This window comes from Streptomyces sp. AcH 505 (assembly GCF_000818175.1).
Lineage (GTDB): Bacteria > Actinomycetota > Actinomycetes > Streptomycetales > Streptomycetaceae > Streptomyces.
Map to the genome: position 1 here is coordinate 804,738 of NZ_JTIY01000001.1, position 18,527 is coordinate 823,264.

The following is an 18,527-nucleotide window of genomic DNA, read 5'->3' on the forward strand; positions in this document are numbered from 1 at the left end:
GGGCACGGCTCGATCTCGGTGCCGTCGACCGGGTTGACGGTGAGGAGGAAGTCGCCCGAGACCAGCCGCACCGTACGGGCGGGGTGCGGTGCGACGGGACCCGCTCCCTTGAGATGGCTCAGGGCGGGCGTGACCGGCTCGCGCGGCGGCCGGGGCTGTCCGACGGCGTCCCGCGCCACCTCGGCCTCGGCGGGCCGCTCGGCGGGCCAGTCGTCCGGCCGCTCGTCGTACGGCTCCACAGGACGCTCGTCGTACGGCTCCACGGCGCGCTCGTCCGCCCGGTCGTCCGCCTGGTCGCCGAGTCGCTCGTCCGGCCGCTCGAAAGGTCGTTCGTCCGGCCGTTCGAAGGACCGCTCGTCGTCGTGACGGTTCTCTTCCGGTCCCCGGTTCATCGGGTCCATCGTCAAATCCCCCAGATCAAGGCGTGTAGGTCTCCCCCGGCCTCACAACACGCCCATCTGTCGGTTCTGGTCCGGTGCGGTGTCTGCGTCAGTGGTTCGATCGATTCAGTGGTTCGGACGATCGGCAGACGGCCGAACCCTAGACCTCAGCACTGTATCCAGGAACACCCGGGGTACCACCCCGTCCAAGACGTCACGGTCTTATGAGGATTGTGCTCAGACCCGTGGCAGTGACTCTGCGGCGATTCCGCCCTCGATGGCGAGAATGCGGTGCAGTCGGGTGGCCACCAGCAGACGCTGCATCTGGGGCGGCACCCCGCGCAGCACAAGCCTACGGCCGCACCTCCCCGCGCGTCGGTGGGCTCCCATGATGACGCCGAGTCCCGTGGCGTCCCAGGAATCCAGATCGGTCAGGTCGAGCACCAGGTCGCCGACGCCGTCGTCGACAGCCGAGTGCAGGACCGTGCGGGCGTCCGCCGCGCTGCGTACGTCGAGGCGGCCCCCGACGACCAGCTCGGCGTGGTCGCCCCTGATGTGCATATGCGCTCCCCGAGAGTGCTTCGGTGCTCCGTGTCTGTCTGTTCTGTCGAATGACAACTGACTGACTGTCTGACAGCAGCGGAAGTTGCCGTCCGTAAGCGAACCGATACCGAATTCACCCGGTGGGGTGGCTCAAATCGGTCAGCGCGGTTCAGTGCTTGTAGAACCCCTGCCCGCTCTTGCGGCCGATGTCACCCGCGTCCACCATCCGGCGCATCAGCTCGGGCGGTGCGAACTTCTCGTCCTGCGACTCGGTGTAGATGTTGCCGGTCGCGTGGAGCAGGATGTCGACACCGGTCAGGTCGGCGGTGGCGAGCGGTCCCATGGCGTGGCCGAAGCCGAGCTTGCAGGCGATGTCGATGTCCTCGGCGGACGCGACACCCGACTCGTACAGCTTGGCGGCCTCGACCACGAGCGCGGAGATCAGCCGTGTGGTGACGAAGCCTGCCACATCGCGGTTGACCACGATGCAGGTCTTGCCCACGGATTCGGCGAACTCCCGCGCGGTGGCGAGGGTTTCGTCGCTGGTCTTGTAGCCGCGCACCAGCTCGCAGAGCTGCATCATCGGCACGGGCGAGAAGAAGTGGGTGCCGACGACACGGTCCGGGCGGTCGGTCACAGCGGCGATCTTGGTGATCGGGATGGCGGAGGTGTTGGAGGCGAGGACGGCGTCGTCCCGTACGAGCTTGTCGAGCGTGCGGAAGATCTCGTGCTTCACGTCGAGCTGCTCGAAGACGGCCTCGACGACGATGTCGGCGTCGGCGACGGCGTCCAGGTCGGTGGTGGTGGTGATCCGGGCGAGCGCGGCATCGGCGTCGGCGCCTTCGAGCTTGCCCTTGGCGACGAAGCGGTCGTACGAGGCCCTGATGGTGTCGGTGCCCCTGGTCAGCGCCGCATCGGTGACATCACGAAGGATCACGTCCCAGCCGGCCTGGGCGGAGACCTGCGCGATCCCGGACCCCATGAGTCCGGCTCCGACGACGGCGAGTTTCCTGGCCACGACACACCTCGCGATTCTTGTTCTGCCTTGACACGTGCTTACATTCGGTCGCTCTGCCGGAGGTTAGCGGTCACCGGCCGGAGTGTGGCGCGGAAGAGATGCGCGTCACGTCCCAAATGGCGGACATCACACCGGGACGGTCCATCAGCCCGCGCGCACGGCGTACTTGAGCACCCGCTCCCCCAGCAGTTCCTCGATGTCGTCCAGGAGTACCAGGGCTTCACGTGATACGGGGCCCGGCGCGCGCTCCTGTGCCATCTGGCCGCCGATCCACGAGGTGAGCGTGGAGTGCACCCAGGAGAGCTGGCCCGCCACGAGGGTGGGCAGTGTGTCGGTGGGATCCGCGCCGGTCTCCTCCCTGAGCGTGTCGGCGAGCTGGAGCTGGATGTCCTGCTGGACGTAGAGCAGCCGGGCCCTGAGTGCCTGCGACTCCTGGCACACCTTCATGAAACGTGCGTAACCCGTCATCAGCCCGATGGCCGGCGAGACCGTCTCGACCTGTTCGCGCAGCTCACGGAGGATCGCGTCGGCGGCCGACTCCCCCTTGTCCCGGCCGCGTACGAAGCGCGAGAGCCGGCCAGTGACGGCGACGCTCCGGTCGAGGAAGAGGTCCTCCTTCGCCGGGAAGTAGTTGTAGACGGTGTTGACGGAGACGTCGGCCGCCTCCGCGATCTCGGCGATGGTCACGGCGTCGAAGCCGCGTTCCAGGAACAGACCGGTGGCGGTGTCGGAGATGTCCTGCCTGGTCTGCCGCTTCTTCCGCTCTCTGAGCCCTTCGGACATGGCCCCGAGTCTAGTCTTCGCCTACTTCGCTGCAAATTTGGAGTCATTGCAATTTTGGTGAGCCTCTGTTTTTCTGGGGCCATGGCAATCATCAGTACGGCCGGGCTCGCCCGGACCTTCCAGACCAAGAACGGACCGGTCGAAGCCGTGCGCGGCATCGACCTGACGGTCCCCGCCGGGGAGATCCTGGGCTTCCTCGGCCCCAACGGAGCGGGCAAGACCACCACCCTGCGGATGCTCACCACCCTGCTGCCGCCCACCGGTGGCGCGGCGACCGTCGCCGGTGTCGATCTGCTCGGCGATCCGGCCGGGGTGCGCGGGAAGATCGGGTACGTCGCCCAGGCCGGCGGCGTCGACCCGCAGATCAGCGTCCGGGAGGAGCTGGTCACCCAGGGCAGGCTGTACCGGCTCGGCAAGCGGGAGGCGGCGGGACGCGCGGCCGAACTCGCCGCCGAACTGGGCCTCGACGGGCTGCTCGACCGCACGTGCGGCGCGCTCTCCGGCGGGCAGCGGCGCCGCCTCGACATCGCGCTCGGGCTGACCCACCGCCCCGAGGTGCTGTTCCTGGACGAGCCGACGACCGGGCTCGACCCCCGCAGCCGCGCGGACCTGTGGGAGCTGATCCGGCGGATCCGGGCCGAGCACGGCACCACGGTCTTCCTCACCACGCACTATCTGGACGAGGCCGACGCGCTCTCCGACCGGCTGGTCGTCGTCGACCGGGGCGTGGTCGTCGCCGAAGGCACACCGAGCGCCCTGAAAACGGCGTACGCGGGCTCGCCCGGTGCCTCGCTCCAGGACACCTTCCTCGCCATCACCGGCCGCGAGCTGGCCCCGGCCGACTCCGCACCCGTCGCCGTCTAGGAGACCTTGACCATGACCGCCGGCCTGACGTCCGCACTCTTCTCCGACACCGCGCTGATCTTCGGGCGCTACGCCCGGCAGACCCTGGGCTCCAAGCTCCAGATGGTCTTCGGCGTCCTGATGCCCCTGCTCTACCTGCTCTTCTTCGGACCGCTGCTGACAGGGCTTCCGCTGGGCGGCGAAGGTGACTCCTGGCAGATCCTGGTACCGGGGCTGCTGCTCCAGCTCGCCCTGTTCGGCGCCCTGTTCACCGGTTTCACCGTCATCGTCGAGAAGCAGCTGGGGGTGACGGAACGGATGCGGGTGACGCCGGTCAGCCGGCTCGCGCTGCTGCTGGGACGGGTCCTGCGGGACGCGGCGCTGCTGGTCTTCCAGTCGGTCCTGCTGGTGCTGGCGGCGCTGGTGATGGGGTTGCGGGCGCCGCTGGCCGGGGTGCTCATCGGCTTCGCCTTCGTCGCTGTCCTGACCGTCGCGCTGGCCTCGCTGTCGTACGCCCTCGCGCTGCGGGTCGGCAGCCCGCAGGAGTTCGGCCCCACCGTCAACGCGATCTCGATGCCGTCGATGCTGCTGTCGGGGCTGATGCTGCCGATGGCGCTCGCTCCCGGCTGGCTGGACCTGGTCTCGCACTTCGTCCCGTTCCGCTACCTGGTGGACGCGGTACGGGCCGCCTACGTCGGCGAGTACGCCGGTACGGCGATGGTCTACGGCGTCCTCATGGCGACCGGTTTCGCACTCAGCGCCGTCGTCGTCGGCACCCGCGTCTTCCGGCGGGCCGGCGCCTAGAGTCTGTGCGCGACCTAGGGCCTCTCGTTTGGATCATGCCGGGCTCGCGTGCCCCGGCATGATCCAAACGAAAGACCCTAGGCTGGTCGCATGGTCAATCTGACGCGTATCTACACCCGTACCGGCGACAAGGGCACGACCGCGCTCGGCGACATGAGCCGTACCGCCAAGACCGACGTACGGATCGGGGCGTACGCCGACGTCAACGAGGCCAACGCCGCCATCGGCGCCGCGGTCGCGCTGGGCGAGCTGCCCGGCGCGATCGTGAAGGTCCTGGTCCGGGTCCAGAACGATCTCTTCGACGTGGGCGCCGACCTCGCGACGCCGGTGGTGGAGAACCCCGAATATCCGCCGCTGCGGGTCGAGCAGTCGTACATCGACAAGCTGGAGGCGGACTGCGACGCGTTCCTCGCCGACCTGGAGAAGCTGCGGAGTTTCATCCTGCCGGGCGGTACGCCGGGGGCCGCGCTGCTGCACCAGGCGTGCACGGTCGTACGGCGCGCCGAGCGGTCGACCTGGGCGGCGTTCGAGACGCACGGCGAGACGATGAACCCGCTCACCGCCACGTATCTCAACCGCCTCTCCGACCTGCTGTTCATCCTCGCCCGCGCGGCGAACAAGGAGGCCGGGGACGTGCTGTGGGTGCCGGGCGGCGAGCGCTGAGCCCGTCGGCGGTCAGCGCCTCCGCCGTCAGTGCCGCAGGCTCTGCGGAACCTCGCCCTTCGTGGTCTCGCCCTTCGGCGTCTTCTTCGGCCACAGGGTGTACGTCAGGGCGATGGCGCCGTGGATCGCGACCAGCCGTGCCGCGCTGAGCTGCCAGTCGGTCAGCGGCCCTGTGCTGTCCGCGTCGCCCACGTACCAGATGGCCAGCTGGAGCAGCCCGGCGGTGACGGCGACGGCCAGCACCGTACGCAGCCACAGCTTGGCCTCGTGCAGGGCGCGCGCCTTGCCGTAGCGCGGCGGCTTGACCGGCGGCGGGCCGCCGAAGAAGCGGTGGGCCACCCGCGCGTCGATCCACTTCATCGTGTAGTGGCCGTAGGCGACGGTGTAGCCGATGTACAGCGCGGCCACGCCGTGCGTCCAGTCCGGGGTCGCGCCGTTCTTCAGGTCGACGACGGTGCCGACGAGCAGGACGATCTCCAGCAGGGGTACGAGCAGCAGCACAGCGGCTCCGAGCCGGGGCTTGCGGGCCGCGTAGCGCAGCAGGAGCCCCGCGGCGAGCAGGACCCAGAAGCCGACCTCGCAGATGACGACCAGCGTGACGATCACGGCTGTCCACCTCTCTTCCGGTTCCTCCAAGCCTGGGCGCTGGGCCGCCGCGAATCGTCGTCGGCGCTGACGAACCGGGACTGCATCCTTCGATGTAGCGAGGCTCGCCCGGTAAGGGGAGGACGGTGCGCGCGGTGCCCTGTTTGATGGAGGGGTGAGCATCGACCTCCGGAACTTCGGGCCCTTCGGCCCCTTCCGTCCGCACCGCGACGACATCCTCATCGCGACGGCCGGCCTGCTCGGCGGTCTGCTGCTGTGGGGCCTCGGCGTGGAGAACCAGCCCGGCCGGCCGCTGGGCGGCGCGTGGGTGCTGGTCCCCGTGGTCGTCACGGCTGTGCTGGAGCTGCTGCGCAGAACGGCGCCGGGGCCCGCGCTCGTGATCGGCACGCTCGCTCTGGTCGCCGATCAGTTCACGCGGGGCAGCATCGCGACGATCGTGATGTTCACGGACCTGGTGTACGCGGCGGTGCTGTACGGCTCGGCGGCCACGGCGCGCCGGCTCCCCCGATGGACGGCGCTGTTCACGGTCGCGCTGTCGATCGGGCTCGTGGCCTGGCTGCACTCGGTGGAGGCGCTGCTGCTCGGGGTGATCATCGGAGTCGTCGGCTTCGGGCCTGCGGCCACCGGCGCACTCGTACGCAACCACCGCGACGCGGCCGACGCGGCCCGGCTGCGGGCCGAGCAGACCGCGCTGCTCGCCGAGGTGGACCGGACCCAGGCGGTGGCCGCCGAGCGGGCGCGGATGGCGCGGGAGTTGCACGACATGGTGGCCAACCACCTCTCGGCGATCGCGATCCACTCGACGGCGGCGCTGTCGCTGGACGACGAGCGCACCAGCCGCGAGGCGCTGGGGGTCATCCGGGAGAACAGCGTCGACGGGCTGGCGGAGATGCGCCGGCTGATCGGCCTGCTGCGCACCACGGGAGGCGAGAGCGAACCGACCGTGGCGCCGACCCTGGACGCCCTCGACACACTGGTGGAGCAGGCCCGGGTGAACGGCGCCCCCAGCGGGCTGACGTTCGCCCTCGACGACCGGCGCGACGCCGAGGCGAAGCTGCCCGCGCCGGTCGAGCTGGCCGCGTACCGGATCGTCCAGGAGTCGATCACCAACGCGCTCAAGCACGGGGCGCGCGGCGAGGTCACCGTCGCGCTCGTACGCACCAAGCAGGCGCTGACGGTGGAGGTGAGCAGCCCGTACGGCGACCGGCCGGGGCCGCGCGCGCCGGGGTCGGGCGCGGGTCTCGTCGGGATGCGGGAGCGTACCGCCCTGCTGGAAGGGGAGTTCGAAGCGGGTCCGGTGGCGACGGACGACGGCAAGAGCTGGCAGGTACGGGCGGTGCTGCCCGTCGGGGAAGGGGACGGAACACGATGACGATCAGGGTGCTGGTCGCCGACGACCAGGCGGCGGTGCGCGCGGGCATTGTGCTCATCCTGCGCAGCGCCGACGACATCGAGGTGGTCGGTGAGGCCGCCGACGGCGCGGAGGCGCTGGCGATGGCCCGTGAGCTGCGGCCCGATCTGGTGCTGATGGACATTCAGATGCCGCGGGTGGACGGCGTTTCGGCGACCCGGCAGGTGGTCGCCGAGCGGTTGGCCGATGTGCTCGTACTGACCACGTTCGACCTGGACGAGTACGTCTTCGGGGCGCTGCGCGCGGGGGCGGCCGGGTTCCTGCTGAAGAACACCGACGCCCGGGACCTGCTGACGGCCGTACGGACGGTCGCGGCGGGCGAGGGTCTGATCGCGCCGGCCGTGACCCGCCGGCTGATCGCCGAGTTCGCCTCGCCCACCACCGGGCGCAGCGGCAGGAACGCCGATGACGGCGTGCTGGACGCGCTCACGCGCCGGGAGCGCGAGGTGTTCTTCTGCCTCGGCGAAGGGCTGTCGAACGGGGAGATCGCCAGGCGTCTTTCGATGGCGGAGGCCACGGTCAAGACGCATGTGAGCAGGCTGCTGGCCAAGCTGGAGCTGCGCAGCCGGGTGCAAGCGGCCGTACTCGCCCAGGAGTTGGGTGGCTGACCGGCCCGGGCGACTTTGGTCCAGACCTCTTGACGATTGGTCCAGACCTTCCTACTCTCACCGCACACACCGCGGTGAGCCGTCGCGGCGTGTGCAGTGCACGGACCAACCCCGAATTGTCCGGTACTCACTCATGGAGCCCCCTTGAAGCTTCCTTCGGCACTTCACAGACCCAGATCCAGACGCAGACCCCTGTCCCGAACCGTCGCGGGCCTCACCGCGCTGCTCCTCCCGCTGGCCGCCCTGGTCGGCCTCGCCTCCCCCGCGGAAGCCGCCACATCGGCGACCGCCACCTTCGCCAAGGCCTCGGACTGGGGAACCGGTTTCGAGGGCAAGTGGACGGTGAAGAACACCGGTACCACCAGCCTCAGTTCCTGGACCGTGGAGTGGGACTTCCCCTCCGGTACGGCGGTCACCTCCGCGTGGGACGCGGACGTCACCAGCTCCGGCAACCACTGGACCGGCAAGAACAAGAGCTACAACGGCACACTCGCCCCCGGCGCCTCCATCAGCTTCGGCTTCAACGGCTCCGGCTCGGGCTCCCCCTCGGGCTGCAAGCTCAACGGCGCCTCGTGCGACGGCGGAGTCGTCGTCCCCGGCGACAACCCGCCCTCGGCGCCCGGCACCCCGTCGGCGAGCAGCATCACCAACACCTCGGTCGTCCTGTCGTGGAGCGCCGCGACGGACGACAAGGGCATCAAGAACTACGACGTGCTGCGGGACGGCGCGAAGATCGCCACCGTCACCGGCACGACGTACACCAACACCGGCCTCACCGCCGGCACCGACTACTCGTACACCGTGCAGGCCCGTGACACGGCTGACCAGACCGGTCCGGTCAGCGGCGCACGCGCGGTGCACACCACCGGCACCACCGACCCGGGCAACCCCGGGAACCCGGGCGGCAGCGGCAAGGTCAAGCTCGGTTACTTCACCGACTGGGGCATCTACGCCAGGAACTACCAGGTCAAGAATCTGGTCAGCTCCGGCTCCGCCGCCAAGATCACGCACATCAACTACGCCTTCGGCAACGTGACCGGCGGCAAGTGCGCGATCGGTGACAGCTACGCCGACTACGACAAGGCGTTCACGGCCGCCGAGAGTGTCGACGGCGTCGCCGACACCTGGGACCAGCCGCTGCGCGGCAACTTCAACCAGCTGCGCAAGCTGAAGGCCAAGTACCCGAACATCAAGGTGATCTGGTCGTTCGGCGGCTGGTCCTGGTCCGGCGGCTTCGGCCAGGCGGCGCAGAACCCCACCGCCTTCGCCCAGTCCTGCTACGACATGGTGGAGGACCCCCGGTGGGCCGATGTCTTCGACGGCATCGACATCGACTGGGAGTACCCCAACGCCTGCGGTCTGTCGTGTGACACCAGCGGCGCCGCGGCCCTCAAGAACGTGGCACAGGCGCTGCGTGCCAAGTTCGGCAACAACAACCTGGTCACGGCGGCCGTCACGGCCGACGCCTCGACCGGCGGCAAGATCGACGCCGCCGACTACTCGGGCGCCGCGCAGTACCTCAACTGGTACAACGTGATGACGTACGACTTCTTCGGGGCCTTCAACGCGCAGGGGCCGACCGCCCCGCACTCCCCGCTCACCTCGTACGCCGGCATCCCGCAGCAGGGCTTCAACTCGGCTGAGGCGATAGCCAAGTTCAAGGCGAAGGGCGTGCCGGCGAACAAGCTGCTCCTCGGCATCGGCTTCTACGGGCGCGGCTGGACCGGAGTGACCCAGGACGCCCCGGGCGGCACGGCGACAGGACCGGCCACCGGAACGTACGAGCCGGGCATCGAGGACTACCACGTCCTCAAGAACAGCTGCCCGGCCACCGGCACCGTAGCGGGCACGGCGTACGCCCACTGCGGCACCAACTGGTGGAGCTACGACACCCCGGCCACCATCACCTCCAAGATGAGCTGGGCGAAGCAGCAGGGGCTCGGCGGAGCCTTCTTCTGGGAGTTCAGCGGAGACACCTCGAACGGTGAACTGGTGACCGCGCTCTCCAACGGCATCGGCTGACCGTAGCCGTCCGTCCCCTAGCGGGACCACAGCACGACCGAGGGGTGCGGCGCACGAAGCGCCGCACCCCTCACTGCTGTCAGGTCACCGCCGTCAGGCGACGTTCACCCGCTGGCCGGGCGGGGCCGCCTCCAGCCAGGCGAGGAAGCCGGTGAGGGCGTCGTCACTCATCGCCAGCTCCAGCCGGACGCCCTGATGGGCACAGGTCAGCACCACCGAGTCGGAGAGCAGCGCCAGCTCCTCCTCGCCCTCGGGGGCCCGGCGCGCCAGCACCTCGATGGCCGAGCGCTCCAGATTCCGGCGGGGGCGCGGCGCGTACGAGAAGACCCGGAACCAGCTCACCCGGTCGCCGTTGTAGCGGGCCACCCCGTACACCCAGCCCTTGCCGGAGAGATCGGACTTCTCCGGGACGTTCCAGCGCAGACTGCAGTCGAACGTCCCGCCGGACCGCTGGATCAGCCGCCGGCGCAGACCGAAGACGAACAGGCCCACCGCAACCAGGACGACGACCAGTCCGCACACAAGCAGAGCGAGGATCATCTACACCGACCTCCTCGCTCATCCAGTAACCGAACAAGAACCGCACCCGCATCGCCTCAGCCGCGACCCGGTCCGGAGAGGTCCGGAACAGGCCGCGGCTGAGGGTTGAATCCGTTGTGGCAGCGCCTACTTCACCGCCACCGCGCGCATTCGGACATCGGCGCGCCGCTCGGCGTTCGCGTCGTCATCCGACTTCGCCCGTTCCAGCGCGCGCTCGGCACGCTGGGCGTCGATCTCGTCCGCCAGCTCGGCGACCTCGGCGAGCAGCGAAAGCTTGTCGTCGGCGAACGAGATGAAACCGCCGTGCACAGCGGCGACGACCGTTCCACCATCACTCGTACGAATGGTCACAGGGCCCGATTCCAGCACACCCAGCAGCGGCTGGTGACCAGGCATGACGCCGATGTCGCCGGAAGTGGTACGCGCGACGACCAGGGTGGCCTCGCCGGACCAGACACTGCGGTCAGCGGCGACCAGCTCGACATGCAGCTCAGCAGCCATGAGGGGCTCCTCGGGTCACCACCCGACTGTTCGGCCGGGTGTTGGTCTTAATTCTATGGGTTGTCGTGGAGAGCGTCAGAGGCGGGCGGCAGTCACAGCCGCCCGCCCCTGATGACCGGCGGCTCAGGAGACGCCGAGCTGCTTCGCGTTCGCCTTCAGGTCCTCGATACCACCGCACAGGAAGAACGCCTGCTCGGGGAAGTGGTCGTACTCCCCGTCACAGATCGCGTTGAACGCGGTGATCGTCTCGTCCAGCGGTACGTCGGAGCCGTCCACACCGGTGAACTGCTTCGCCGCGTGGGTGTTCTGCGACAGGAAGCGCTCCACACGACGGGCCCGGAAGACGGTGAGCTTGTCTTCCTCACCGAGCTCGTCGATACCGAGGATGGAGATGATGTCCTGCAGGTCCTTGTACTTCTGCAGGATCCCCTTGACCCGGGAAGCCGCGTCGTAGTGCTCCTGCGAGATGTACCGCGGGTCCAGGATCCGGGACGTCGAGTCCAGCGGGTCGACCGCCGGGTAGATGCCCTTCTCCGAGATCGGACGCGAGAGCACGGTCGTCGCGTCGAGGTGCGCGAAGGTCGTGGCGGGCGCCGGGTCGGTCAGGTCGTCCGCGGGGACGTAGATCGCCTGCATCGAGGTGATCGAGTGACCACGGGTCGAGGTGATGCGCTCCTGGAGCACACCCATCTCGTCCGCCAGGGTCGGCTGGTAACCCACCGCGGACGGCATACGGCCGAGCAGCGTGGAGACCTCGGAACCGGCCTGGGTGAAGCGGAAGATGTTGTCGATGAAGAGCAGCACGTCCTGCTTCTGCACATCGCGGAAGTACTCCGCCATGGTCAGCGCGGAGAGCGCCACCCGCAGCCGGGTGCCCGGCGGCTCGTCCATCTGCCCGAAGACCAGCGCGGTCTTCTCCAGCACGCCCGTCTCGGTCATCTCACCGATGAGGTCGTTGCCCTCACGGGTGCGCTCACCGACGCCGGCGAACACCGAGACACCGTCGTGCAGGTTGGCGACTCGCATGATCATTTCCTGGATGAGGACCGTCTTGCCGACGCCCGCACCCCCGAACAGACCGATCTTGCCGCCCTTGACGTACGGGGTCAGCAGGTCGACGACCTTCAGGCCGGTCTCCAGCATCTCCGTCTTCGACTCGAGCTGGTCGAAGGCCGGAGCCTTGCGGTGGATCGGCCAGCGCTCCGTGATCTGCGACTCGGCCTCGGGCTCGTTCAGGATCCGGCCGAGGGTGTTGAACACCTTGCCCTTGGTCACGTCTCCGACGGGCACCAGGATGCCGGCGCCCGTGTCGGTCACCGGGGACTGGCGTACCAGACCGTCGGTGGGCTCCATCGAGATCGCGCGGACCAGACCCTCGCCCAGGTGCTGGGCTACTTCGAGGGTCAGCGTCTTCTTCTCACCGGCGTTGGCCGGGTCGGCGATCTCGACGTGCAGCGCGTTGTAGATCTCCGGCATCGCGTCGACGGGGAACTCCACGTCGACGACCGGGCCGATGACCCGGGCGACGCGGCCCGTGACCGTGCTTCCCGGGTTGGCCGCCTCAACAGTGGTCGTCATTAATTTTCACTCCCCGCAGATGCGTCGGCCAGGGCGCTCGCGCCACCGACGATCTCGCTGATTTCCTGGGTGATTTCGGCCTGGCGGGCCGCGTTGGCAGACCGGGTGAGGCTCTTGATGAGGTCCCCGGCGTTGTCGGTCGCCGACTTCATCGCGCGGCGGGTGGCGGCGTGCTTGGAAGCGGCCGCCTGCAGCAGCGCGTTGTAGACACGGCTCTCCACGTAGCGCGGCAGCAGGGCGTCGAGGACGTCCTCCGCCGACGGCTCGAAGTCGAACAGCGGAAGGATCTCGCCCTTCGTGTCCGCCTCCTTGGCCGCTTCGTCGAGCTTGAGGGGCAGCAGCCGGTTCTGGACGGGCGTCTGCGTCATCATCGAGACGAACTCGGTGAAGACGATGTGCAGCTCGTCCACGCCGCCTTCGGACGTCTCCGTCCTGACCGCCTCGATCAGCGGCGCCGACACCTTCTTGGCGTCCGCGTACGTCGGGCCGTCGGTGAAGCCGGTCCAGGAGTCCGTGACCTTGCGCTCACGGAAACCGTAGTAGGAGACGCCCTTGCGGCCGACGATGTACGTGTCGACCTCCTTGCCCTCGCTCCGGAGCTGCTCGGTGAGCCGGTCCGCCGCCTTGATGGCGTTCGAGGAGTAGCCGCCGGCCAGACCGCGGTCGCTCGTAATGAGCAGCAGCGCGGCCCGGGTCGGTGACTCCGTCTCGGTGGTCAGGGGGTGCTTGGTCGTCGAACCGGTCGCCACCGCTGTGACCGCCCGGGTGAGCTCCTCCGCGTACGGCGAGGAGGCCCGCACCTGGCGCTGCGCCTTGACGATGCGCGAGGCGGCGATCATCTCCATCGCCTTGGTGATCTTCTTGGTCGCGGTGACGGATTTGATGCGACGCTTGTAGACCCGGAGCTGCGCTCCCATGAGTCAGGTCCCTTCCGTCGTCACTTGGCGTCGGCCGGCGCGTCGTCGCCGAGAAGCTTGCCGTCCGAGGTCTCGAACTGCTGCTTGAAGGCGGTGATGGCGTCACCGATGGACTGCGTCGTGTCGTCCGACATCTTGCCGCCCTCGGCGATGCTGGTCAGCAGCTCCTTGCGCTCGCGGCGCAGGTACTCCAGCAGCTCGCCCTCGAAGCGGCGGATGTCGGAGACCGGTACGTCGTCCATCTTGCCGGTGGTACCGGCCCAGACGGAGACGACCTGCTCCTCGACCGGCATCGGCGAGTACTGGGGCTGCTTCAGCAGCTCGACCATGCGCTGACCGCGCTCCAGGGCCGCCTTGGACGTCGCGTCCAGGTCGGAGCCGAAGGACGCGAACGCCTCCAGCTCGCGGTACTGGGCGAGGTCACCACGGAGCCGGCCTGAGACCTGGCGCATGGCCTTGTGCTGGGCGGAGCCACCGACTCGGGAGACCGAGATACCGACGTTCAGCGCGGGGCGCTGGTCGGCGTTGAAGAGGTCGGACTCCAGGAAGCACTGACCGTCGGTGATGGAGATGACGTTGGTCGGGATGAACGCCGACACGTCGTTCGCCTTGGTCTCGACGATCGGCAGACCCGTCATCGAACCGGCGCCCAGGTCGTCGGAGAGCTTGGCGCAGCGCTCCAGCAGACGCGAGTGCAGGTAGAAGACGTCACCGGGGTAGGCCTCACGCCCCGGCGGACGGCGCAGCAGCAGCGACACGGCGCGGTAGGCGTCGGCCTGCTTCGACAGGTCGTCGAAGACGATCAGGACGTGCTTGCCCTGGTACATCCAGTGCTGGCCGATGGCGGAGCCGGTGTAGGGCGCCAGGTACTTGAAGCCGGCCGGGTCGGAAGCGGGGGCGGCGACGATCGTGGTGTATTCGAGCGCGCCGGCCTCCTCCAGGGCGCCGCGCACGGACGCGATGGTGGAGCCCTTCTGGCCGATGGCGACGTAGATGCAGCGGACCTGCTTGTTCACGTCGCCGCTGCGCCAGTTGTCACGCTGGTTGATGATCGTGTCGACGGCCAGCGCGGTCTTGCCGGTCTGCCGGTCGCCGATGATCAGCTGACGCTGGCCACGGCCGATCGGGACCATCGAGTCGACGGCCTTGTAGCCGGTCTGCATCGGCTCGTGCACCGACTTGCGGATCATGACGCCGGGGGCCTGCAGTTCGAGGGCGCGGCGGCCCTCGGTCTCGATCTCGCCGAGGCCGTCGATCGGGGTGCCGAGCGGGTCGACGACGCGACCCAGGTAGCCCTCGCCGACAGCGACGGACAGGACCTCGCCGGTACGCGTGACCGACTGTCCCTCCTCCACGCCGCTGAACTCGCCGAGGACGATCGCACCGATCTCGCGCTCCTCGAGGTTGAGGGCGAGACCGAGGGTGCCGTCCTCGAACTTCAGCAGCTCGTTCGCCATGGCCGAGGGCAGTCCCTCGACCTTGGCGATACCGTCACCGGCCACACTGACCGTTCCGACCTCCTCGCGCGAGGCCGCGTCCGGCTTGTACGACTGGACGAAATTCTCCAGCGCATCCCGGATCTCCTCCGGCCGGATCGTGAGCTCCGCCATCTGGATTCCCTGCTCTCCTTGTTGGGCCCGAAGTCTTCTTGGGGGTCTGCTTGGGTCTGGGGGCGACCCCCAGGAATCTTCCGCAATTTCTGCACGGCCCAACCGGGCCGCCGGTCCTGCTCTGTTCTGTTGGTGACCGCGTCAGCGGCCGAGCTGCCGAGCCGCCTCGCTGAGCCGCTCGGCGACCGTGCCGTCGATGACCTCGTCACCGACCCGGACCGAGACTCCGCCGATGACCTCGGGGTCCACGTCCAGGTTGAGATGCATCGGGTGGCCGTACAGCGAGGCCAGGGCCGCGCCGAGACGCTGCTTCTGTCCGTCGGTGAGCGGCACCGCCGAGGTGACGACCGCGACCAGACGATCCCGGCGCTCGGCCGCGAGCCTGGACAGCGTCTCAAGACCTGCTTCCAGGCTACGTCCACGCGGCGCGGTGACGAGACGCACGACGAGCCGCTCGGTGACGGGGTTGGCCCGGCCGCCGAGCAGAGTGCGCAGCAGCTCGCCCTTGGCCGTGACCGTCGCCGACCTGTCGGTCAGCGCCGCCCGCAGTCCGGTGCTGGACTGGACGATGCGGCCGAACCGGAACAGTTCGTCCTCGACGTCGTCCAGCGCACCGGCGCGCTGCGCCGCTGTGAGGTCGGCGGTCGCCGCCAGCTCCTCGATCGAGTCGACCAGGTCACGGGGCTGCGACCAGCGGGCGCGGACCATGCCCGAGACCAGGTCGGCGACGGTGCCGCTGACCTGTCCCGCGAGCAGCCGGCCCGCGAGGTCGGCCTTGGCCTCGCCGTCCTGCGCCGGGTCGGTGAGGACCCGGCGCAGCGACACCTCGCGCTGGAGCAGCGCCGTGACGCTGGCGAGCTCGTCGGCGAGCTTCGCCGCGTCGGCCGACGTGGAGTCGGTCAGCGCGTCGAGGCGCTCGCGTGCCTCGGTCAGGGCGATACGGCTCGCGCCGTTCATCGCCTGGCCTCGGCCTTCGATGCGCCGTCCTCGAGGTCGTCGAGGAAGCGGTCGACGGTACGGCTCTGCCGGGCGTGGTCCTCAAGGGACTCGCCGACCAGCTTGCCGGCCAGTTCGGTGGCGAGCCTGCCGACGTCCTGGCGCAGCGCGTGCGCCGCGGACTTGCGGTCGGCCTCGATCTGGGTGTGGCCGGCGGCGATGATCTCCTCACGCTGCCGCTGACCTTCCGCCCGCATCTCCTGGATGATCGCGGCGCCCTGTTCGGTCGCCTCCTGACGCATCCGGGCGGCCTCGTGCCGGGCCTCGGCGAGCTGCGCCTTGTACTGCTCAAGGACGCTCTCGGCCTCGGACTTGGCGGCGTCAGCCTTCTCGATGCCGCCCTCGATCGCCTCGCGGCGCTCGTCCAGAACCTTGTTGATGTTCGGAAGGAGCTTCCAGGCGAGAAGACCGAAGACGATGACAAAGGCGAGCAGGCCGACGACGAGCTCGGGAATCGGCGGAACGAGCGGGTTTTCCGCATCTTCGGCCGCGAGCTGAACCAGAGGGTTCACATCAGTGCCTTTCGTCTAATACAGCTGGTCGTCGTCGCTCGTCCTAGTAGACGAACGGCATGACGAGGCCGATGAGGGCGAGCGCCTCACAGAAAGCGAAGCCGAGGATCTGGTTGGCACGGATCAGGCCGGCGGCCTCGGGCTGACGGGCCAGCGCCTGGGTGCCGTTACCGAAGATGATGCCGACGCCGACGCCGGGGCCGATGGCGGCGAGGCCATAACCAACGGAGCTGAGAGAGCCGTCGACGGCTGCAAGAGTCTGGGACATGCCAGTTCTTCCTTCTCTTTCAAGGACCCGGTGGGGGTTGGCCACCGGACGTCTTGGGGGTCTTCGTAGGGGTGGCTCAGTGGGATTCGGCCAGTGCGCCCTGGATGTAGCTACAGGTCAGCAGGACGAATACGTAAGCCTGGACGGCCTGGATGAACAGCTCGAACACGGTCATCACGATGACCATGACGAAGGACACACCGGCGTACGCGATCCCGATGCCGTTGAGCAGGTACCAGCTGGCGATCGTGAAGAGCAGCAGCAGGGTGTGTCCGGCGAACATGTTCGCAAACAGTCGTACGGCGTGCGTGAACGGCCTGACGAGCAGGTTCGAGAAGAACTCGATCGTCATCGAGAGCGGCAGGACCGCGCCGAGCGACTTGTCGTAGCCGGTGATGTTCTTGAAGGCGCCGACGAAACCGTGTCGCTTGAAGGTCAGCGAGACCCACAACACCCACACGATGATGGCCAGGACAGCCGGGTAGGAAATGATCGCCGTCACCGGGAACTGGGCGACCGGGATGATCGACCAGAGATTCATCATCCAGACGAAGAAGAACAGCGTGACGACGAGAGGAACGTACTTCTCGCCCTCCTTCTTGCCGATCGTCTCGTGGACAACTCCGCGACGGACGAAGTCATAACCGGCTTCCGCCACCATCTGGAGCTTTCCGGGCACAACCTTCGGCTTGTGGAAAGCGGCCCAGAAGAAGGCGAGGATGACGACCGTGCCCAGCAGCGCCAGCAGCATCGTCTTGTTGAAGTACAAGTTGCTGTCCCCGTCACCCACGAGGGGCTTGAACAGGAACGAGTGCAGGCCGGGGGCCGGGAAACCACATCCGTCGAAGATGTGGCAGTCGGTCTCGAAGGCGAGCACCTGTGTCGGGTCAGCACTCACCGCGGGCTCCTTCAACATGGCGCATAGGTACGGCAACCTCGTTGTGTCGGCGCGGCGCACGGCCGCGGTTCGGCACTGGACTGGTGTTACGGATGTGGGAACGGCGACCGGGCTGCTCCGAGCCTCGCGTCGTGAGAACAGGCGTCAGCTCGGATGCCCGCGCCCGCAATGCCGCAGTTGGAACCGGACGATAGCAGGATGCGCGACGCACCTTTATCGCGCCCCTACCCTTCATGCCGAGGTCTCCGTCTTCTCGGGCGCACTGCCCTTCGAAGACTCGGGCTCGACATACAGGATCTTGGCCTTCATGAACGAACGCGCCTGCGCGGCCACCCACACGACGGTCGCCACGACAAGCGTGATGGCGAACGCCTTGGGATTGAACAGCGAGGTGTTCTTGAAGACGGCCACGAAGATCACGAGCAGCAGCAGTTGTGCGGTGTACAGCATGAGTCCCATGGCCTGGAACAGGTGCGGGAGGGAGCGCGCTGTGCGCTGGAGCACCACAAGACCGATCCCCATGAAGAGGATCACCACAAGCGTGCCGACGACGGCGCCCACGACTCCCTTCCCGCCTGCGACCACACCACTGACCACAGCGGCGACAACGCCGGCGGCAGCGGTGGGTACGGCGGTGTGGAGGAGATTTCGGACGTCGTTGGACAGCATGGCGGCAGCTCCGCTGACTGGGGGGTTGGGCATGGGGCGTGGGGCAGATCGTGTCGTCATGGACGAGCGTAGGCCCGGTCCGAGTCATAAATTCTCGGGCCAACGAACCGTCGCACTACGGTTCTTCGGCTCTGTCGCCGGGTCTCGTGAACGATATCACAAACTATTTGATGCAGTCTTTACCATGTAAGTGTGCTCACCATCACACGTGCGAGCTATTGCGCGAACGAGCGCCAATAGCCGTCGCCCCGTTGACGCCTGTCGCGACAGCCGGGCCTCCGTCGCTCATCTCCGGTGCTCCCGGGGCCAGTCCGGCCTCCGCGGCCTCGCGCAGCGCCAACTGCTCGGCGGCCGCCC

The 18,527-nt window shown here is 68.3% G+C and carries 21 protein-coding genes; 6 read left to right on the forward strand and 15 right to left on the reverse strand.

Annotated features, from left to right (window positions below):
- The 4 genes from HY68_RS44715 to HY68_RS03650 form a co-directional block, all read right to left on the reverse strand.
- The coding region (locus HY68_RS44715; RefSeq protein ID WP_241778461.1) for a hypothetical protein at positions 1 to 392 on the reverse strand (392 nt) is incomplete at its 3' end.
- A 225-nt stretch (positions 393 to 617) separates the two neighbouring features.
- Positions 618 to 941, reverse strand: coding sequence for an STAS domain-containing protein (locus HY68_RS03640; protein WP_041984301.1), 324 nt, complete (start codon positions 939 to 941; stop codon positions 618 to 620).
- A 151-nt stretch (positions 942 to 1,092) separates the two neighbouring features.
- Positions 1,093 to 1,941 carry a 3-hydroxyacyl-CoA dehydrogenase family protein gene (locus HY68_RS03645; RefSeq protein WP_041984303.1) on the reverse strand — a complete coding sequence of 283 codons (849 nt, stop codon included), beginning with the start codon at positions 1,939 to 1,941 and terminating at the stop codon, positions 1,093 to 1,095.
- Between the two features lie 144 nt (positions 1,942 to 2,085).
- The gene (locus HY68_RS03650; protein ID WP_041984304.1) at positions 2,086 to 2,724 is read right to left on the reverse strand and encodes a TetR/AcrR family transcriptional regulator; all 639 of its coding nucleotides are present in this window, start codon (positions 2,722 to 2,724) and stop codon (positions 2,086 to 2,088) included.
- 81 nt (positions 2,725 to 2,805) lie between these two features.
- On the opposite strand from HY68_RS03650, the gene HY68_RS03655 reads away from it, so the two are divergent.
- The 3 genes from HY68_RS03655 (at position 2,806) to HY68_RS03665 (ending at position 5,034) form a co-directional block, all read left to right on the forward strand.
- The gene (locus HY68_RS03655) at positions 2,806 to 3,588 is read left to right on the forward strand and encodes an ATP-binding cassette domain-containing protein (RefSeq protein WP_041984305.1); all 783 of its coding nucleotides are present in this window, start codon (positions 2,806 to 2,808) and stop codon (positions 3,586 to 3,588) included.
- 12 nt (positions 3,589 to 3,600) lie between these two features.
- The gene (locus HY68_RS03660; protein ID WP_041984306.1) at positions 3,601 to 4,371 is read left to right on the forward strand and encodes an ABC transporter permease; all 771 of its coding nucleotides are present in this window, start codon (positions 3,601 to 3,603) and stop codon (positions 4,369 to 4,371) included.
- A 90-nt stretch (positions 4,372 to 4,461) separates the two neighbouring features.
- Positions 4,462 to 5,034, forward strand: a complete 573-nt coding sequence (locus tag HY68_RS03665) for a cob(I)yrinic acid a,c-diamide adenosyltransferase (protein ID WP_041984308.1) — start codon at positions 4,462 to 4,464, stop codon at positions 5,032 to 5,034.
- A gap of 27 nt (positions 5,035 to 5,061) precedes the next feature.
- Here HY68_RS03665 and HY68_RS03670 read toward each other — a convergent pair whose 3' ends face one another.
- Positions 5,062 to 5,640 carry a hypothetical protein gene (locus HY68_RS03670; protein WP_041984309.1) on the reverse strand — a complete coding sequence of 193 codons (579 nt, stop codon included), beginning with the start codon at positions 5,638 to 5,640 and terminating at the stop codon, positions 5,062 to 5,064.
- A gap of 154 nt (positions 5,641 to 5,794) precedes the next feature.
- Between HY68_RS03670 and HY68_RS03675 the strand changes: the two genes are divergently transcribed.
- From HY68_RS03675 to HY68_RS03685, 3 genes are all read left to right on the forward strand, one after another.
- The gene (locus HY68_RS03675; RefSeq protein ID WP_241778462.1) at positions 5,795 to 7,012 is read left to right on the forward strand and encodes a histidine kinase; all 1,218 of its coding nucleotides are present in this window, start codon (positions 5,795 to 5,797) and stop codon (positions 7,010 to 7,012) included.
- Positions 7,009 to 7,659: a response regulator transcription factor gene (locus HY68_RS03680; protein WP_041984311.1), complete on the forward strand. Its 651-nt coding sequence runs from the start codon at positions 7,009 to 7,011 to the stop codon at positions 7,657 to 7,659. The genes HY68_RS03675 and HY68_RS03680 overlap by 4 nt, the downstream gene beginning before the upstream one ends.
- A 192-nt stretch (positions 7,660 to 7,851) precedes the next feature.
- On the forward strand, positions 7,852 to 9,681 hold the full coding sequence (locus HY68_RS03685) for a glycosyl hydrolase family 18 protein (RefSeq protein ID WP_041995092.1): 1,830 nt from the start codon (positions 7,852 to 7,854) through the stop codon (positions 9,679 to 9,681).
- A gap of 93 nt (positions 9,682 to 9,774) precedes the next feature.
- On the opposite strand, the gene HY68_RS03690 is transcribed toward HY68_RS03685, so the two are convergent.
- The 10 genes from HY68_RS03690 to HY68_RS03735 all read right to left on the reverse strand — a co-directional run bounded on the left by HY68_RS03690 (position 9,775) and on the right by HY68_RS03735 (position 18,170).
- Positions 9,775 to 10,221, reverse strand: a complete 447-nt coding sequence (locus HY68_RS03690; RefSeq protein ID WP_041984313.1) for a DUF2550 domain-containing protein — start codon at positions 10,219 to 10,221, stop codon at positions 9,775 to 9,777.
- Positions 10,222 to 10,347: 126 nt separating this feature from the next.
- On the reverse strand, positions 10,348 to 10,722 hold the full coding sequence (locus HY68_RS03695) for a F0F1 ATP synthase subunit epsilon (RefSeq protein ID WP_041984316.1): 375 nt from the start codon (positions 10,720 to 10,722) through the stop codon (positions 10,348 to 10,350).
- A gap of 123 nt (positions 10,723 to 10,845) precedes the next feature.
- A complete protein-coding gene (gene atpD / locus HY68_RS03700; RefSeq protein WP_041984320.1) occupies positions 10,846 to 12,300 on the reverse strand; it encodes a F0F1 ATP synthase subunit beta in 1,455 nt (484 codons plus the stop codon).
- The gene (locus HY68_RS03705) at positions 12,300 to 13,217 is read right to left on the reverse strand and encodes a F0F1 ATP synthase subunit gamma (RefSeq protein WP_041984322.1); all 918 of its coding nucleotides are present in this window, start codon (positions 13,215 to 13,217) and stop codon (positions 12,300 to 12,302) included. The genes atpD and HY68_RS03705 overlap by 1 nt, the downstream gene beginning before the upstream one ends.
- Before the next feature lie 20 nt (positions 13,218 to 13,237).
- A complete protein-coding gene (atpA, locus tag HY68_RS03710) occupies positions 13,238 to 14,827 on the reverse strand; it encodes a F0F1 ATP synthase subunit alpha (RefSeq protein ID WP_041984325.1) in 1,590 nt (529 codons plus the stop codon).
- Positions 14,828 to 14,968: 141 nt separating this feature from the next.
- A complete protein-coding gene (locus HY68_RS03715) occupies positions 14,969 to 15,784 on the reverse strand; it encodes a F0F1 ATP synthase subunit delta (protein WP_041984328.1) in 816 nt (271 codons plus the stop codon).
- A complete protein-coding gene (locus HY68_RS03720) occupies positions 15,781 to 16,335 on the reverse strand; it encodes a F0F1 ATP synthase subunit B (protein ID WP_041984332.1) in 555 nt (184 codons plus the stop codon). Before HY68_RS03720 ends, HY68_RS03715 begins: the two co-directional genes overlap by 4 nt.
- A gap of 43 nt (positions 16,336 to 16,378) precedes the next feature.
- A complete protein-coding gene (gene atpE / locus HY68_RS03725; RefSeq protein WP_007387656.1) occupies positions 16,379 to 16,603 on the reverse strand; it encodes an ATP synthase F0 subunit C in 225 nt (74 codons plus the stop codon).
- A 76-nt stretch (positions 16,604 to 16,679) separates the two neighbouring features.
- Positions 16,680 to 17,516: a F0F1 ATP synthase subunit A gene (gene atpB / locus HY68_RS03730; protein ID WP_041995094.1), complete on the reverse strand. Its 837-nt coding sequence runs from the start codon at positions 17,514 to 17,516 to the stop codon at positions 16,680 to 16,682.
- A 216-nt stretch (positions 17,517 to 17,732) separates the two neighbouring features.
- A complete protein-coding gene (locus tag HY68_RS03735; protein WP_041984336.1) occupies positions 17,733 to 18,170 on the reverse strand; it encodes a hypothetical protein in 438 nt (145 codons plus the stop codon).
- Between the last annotated feature and the right edge of the window lie 357 nt (positions 18,171 to 18,527).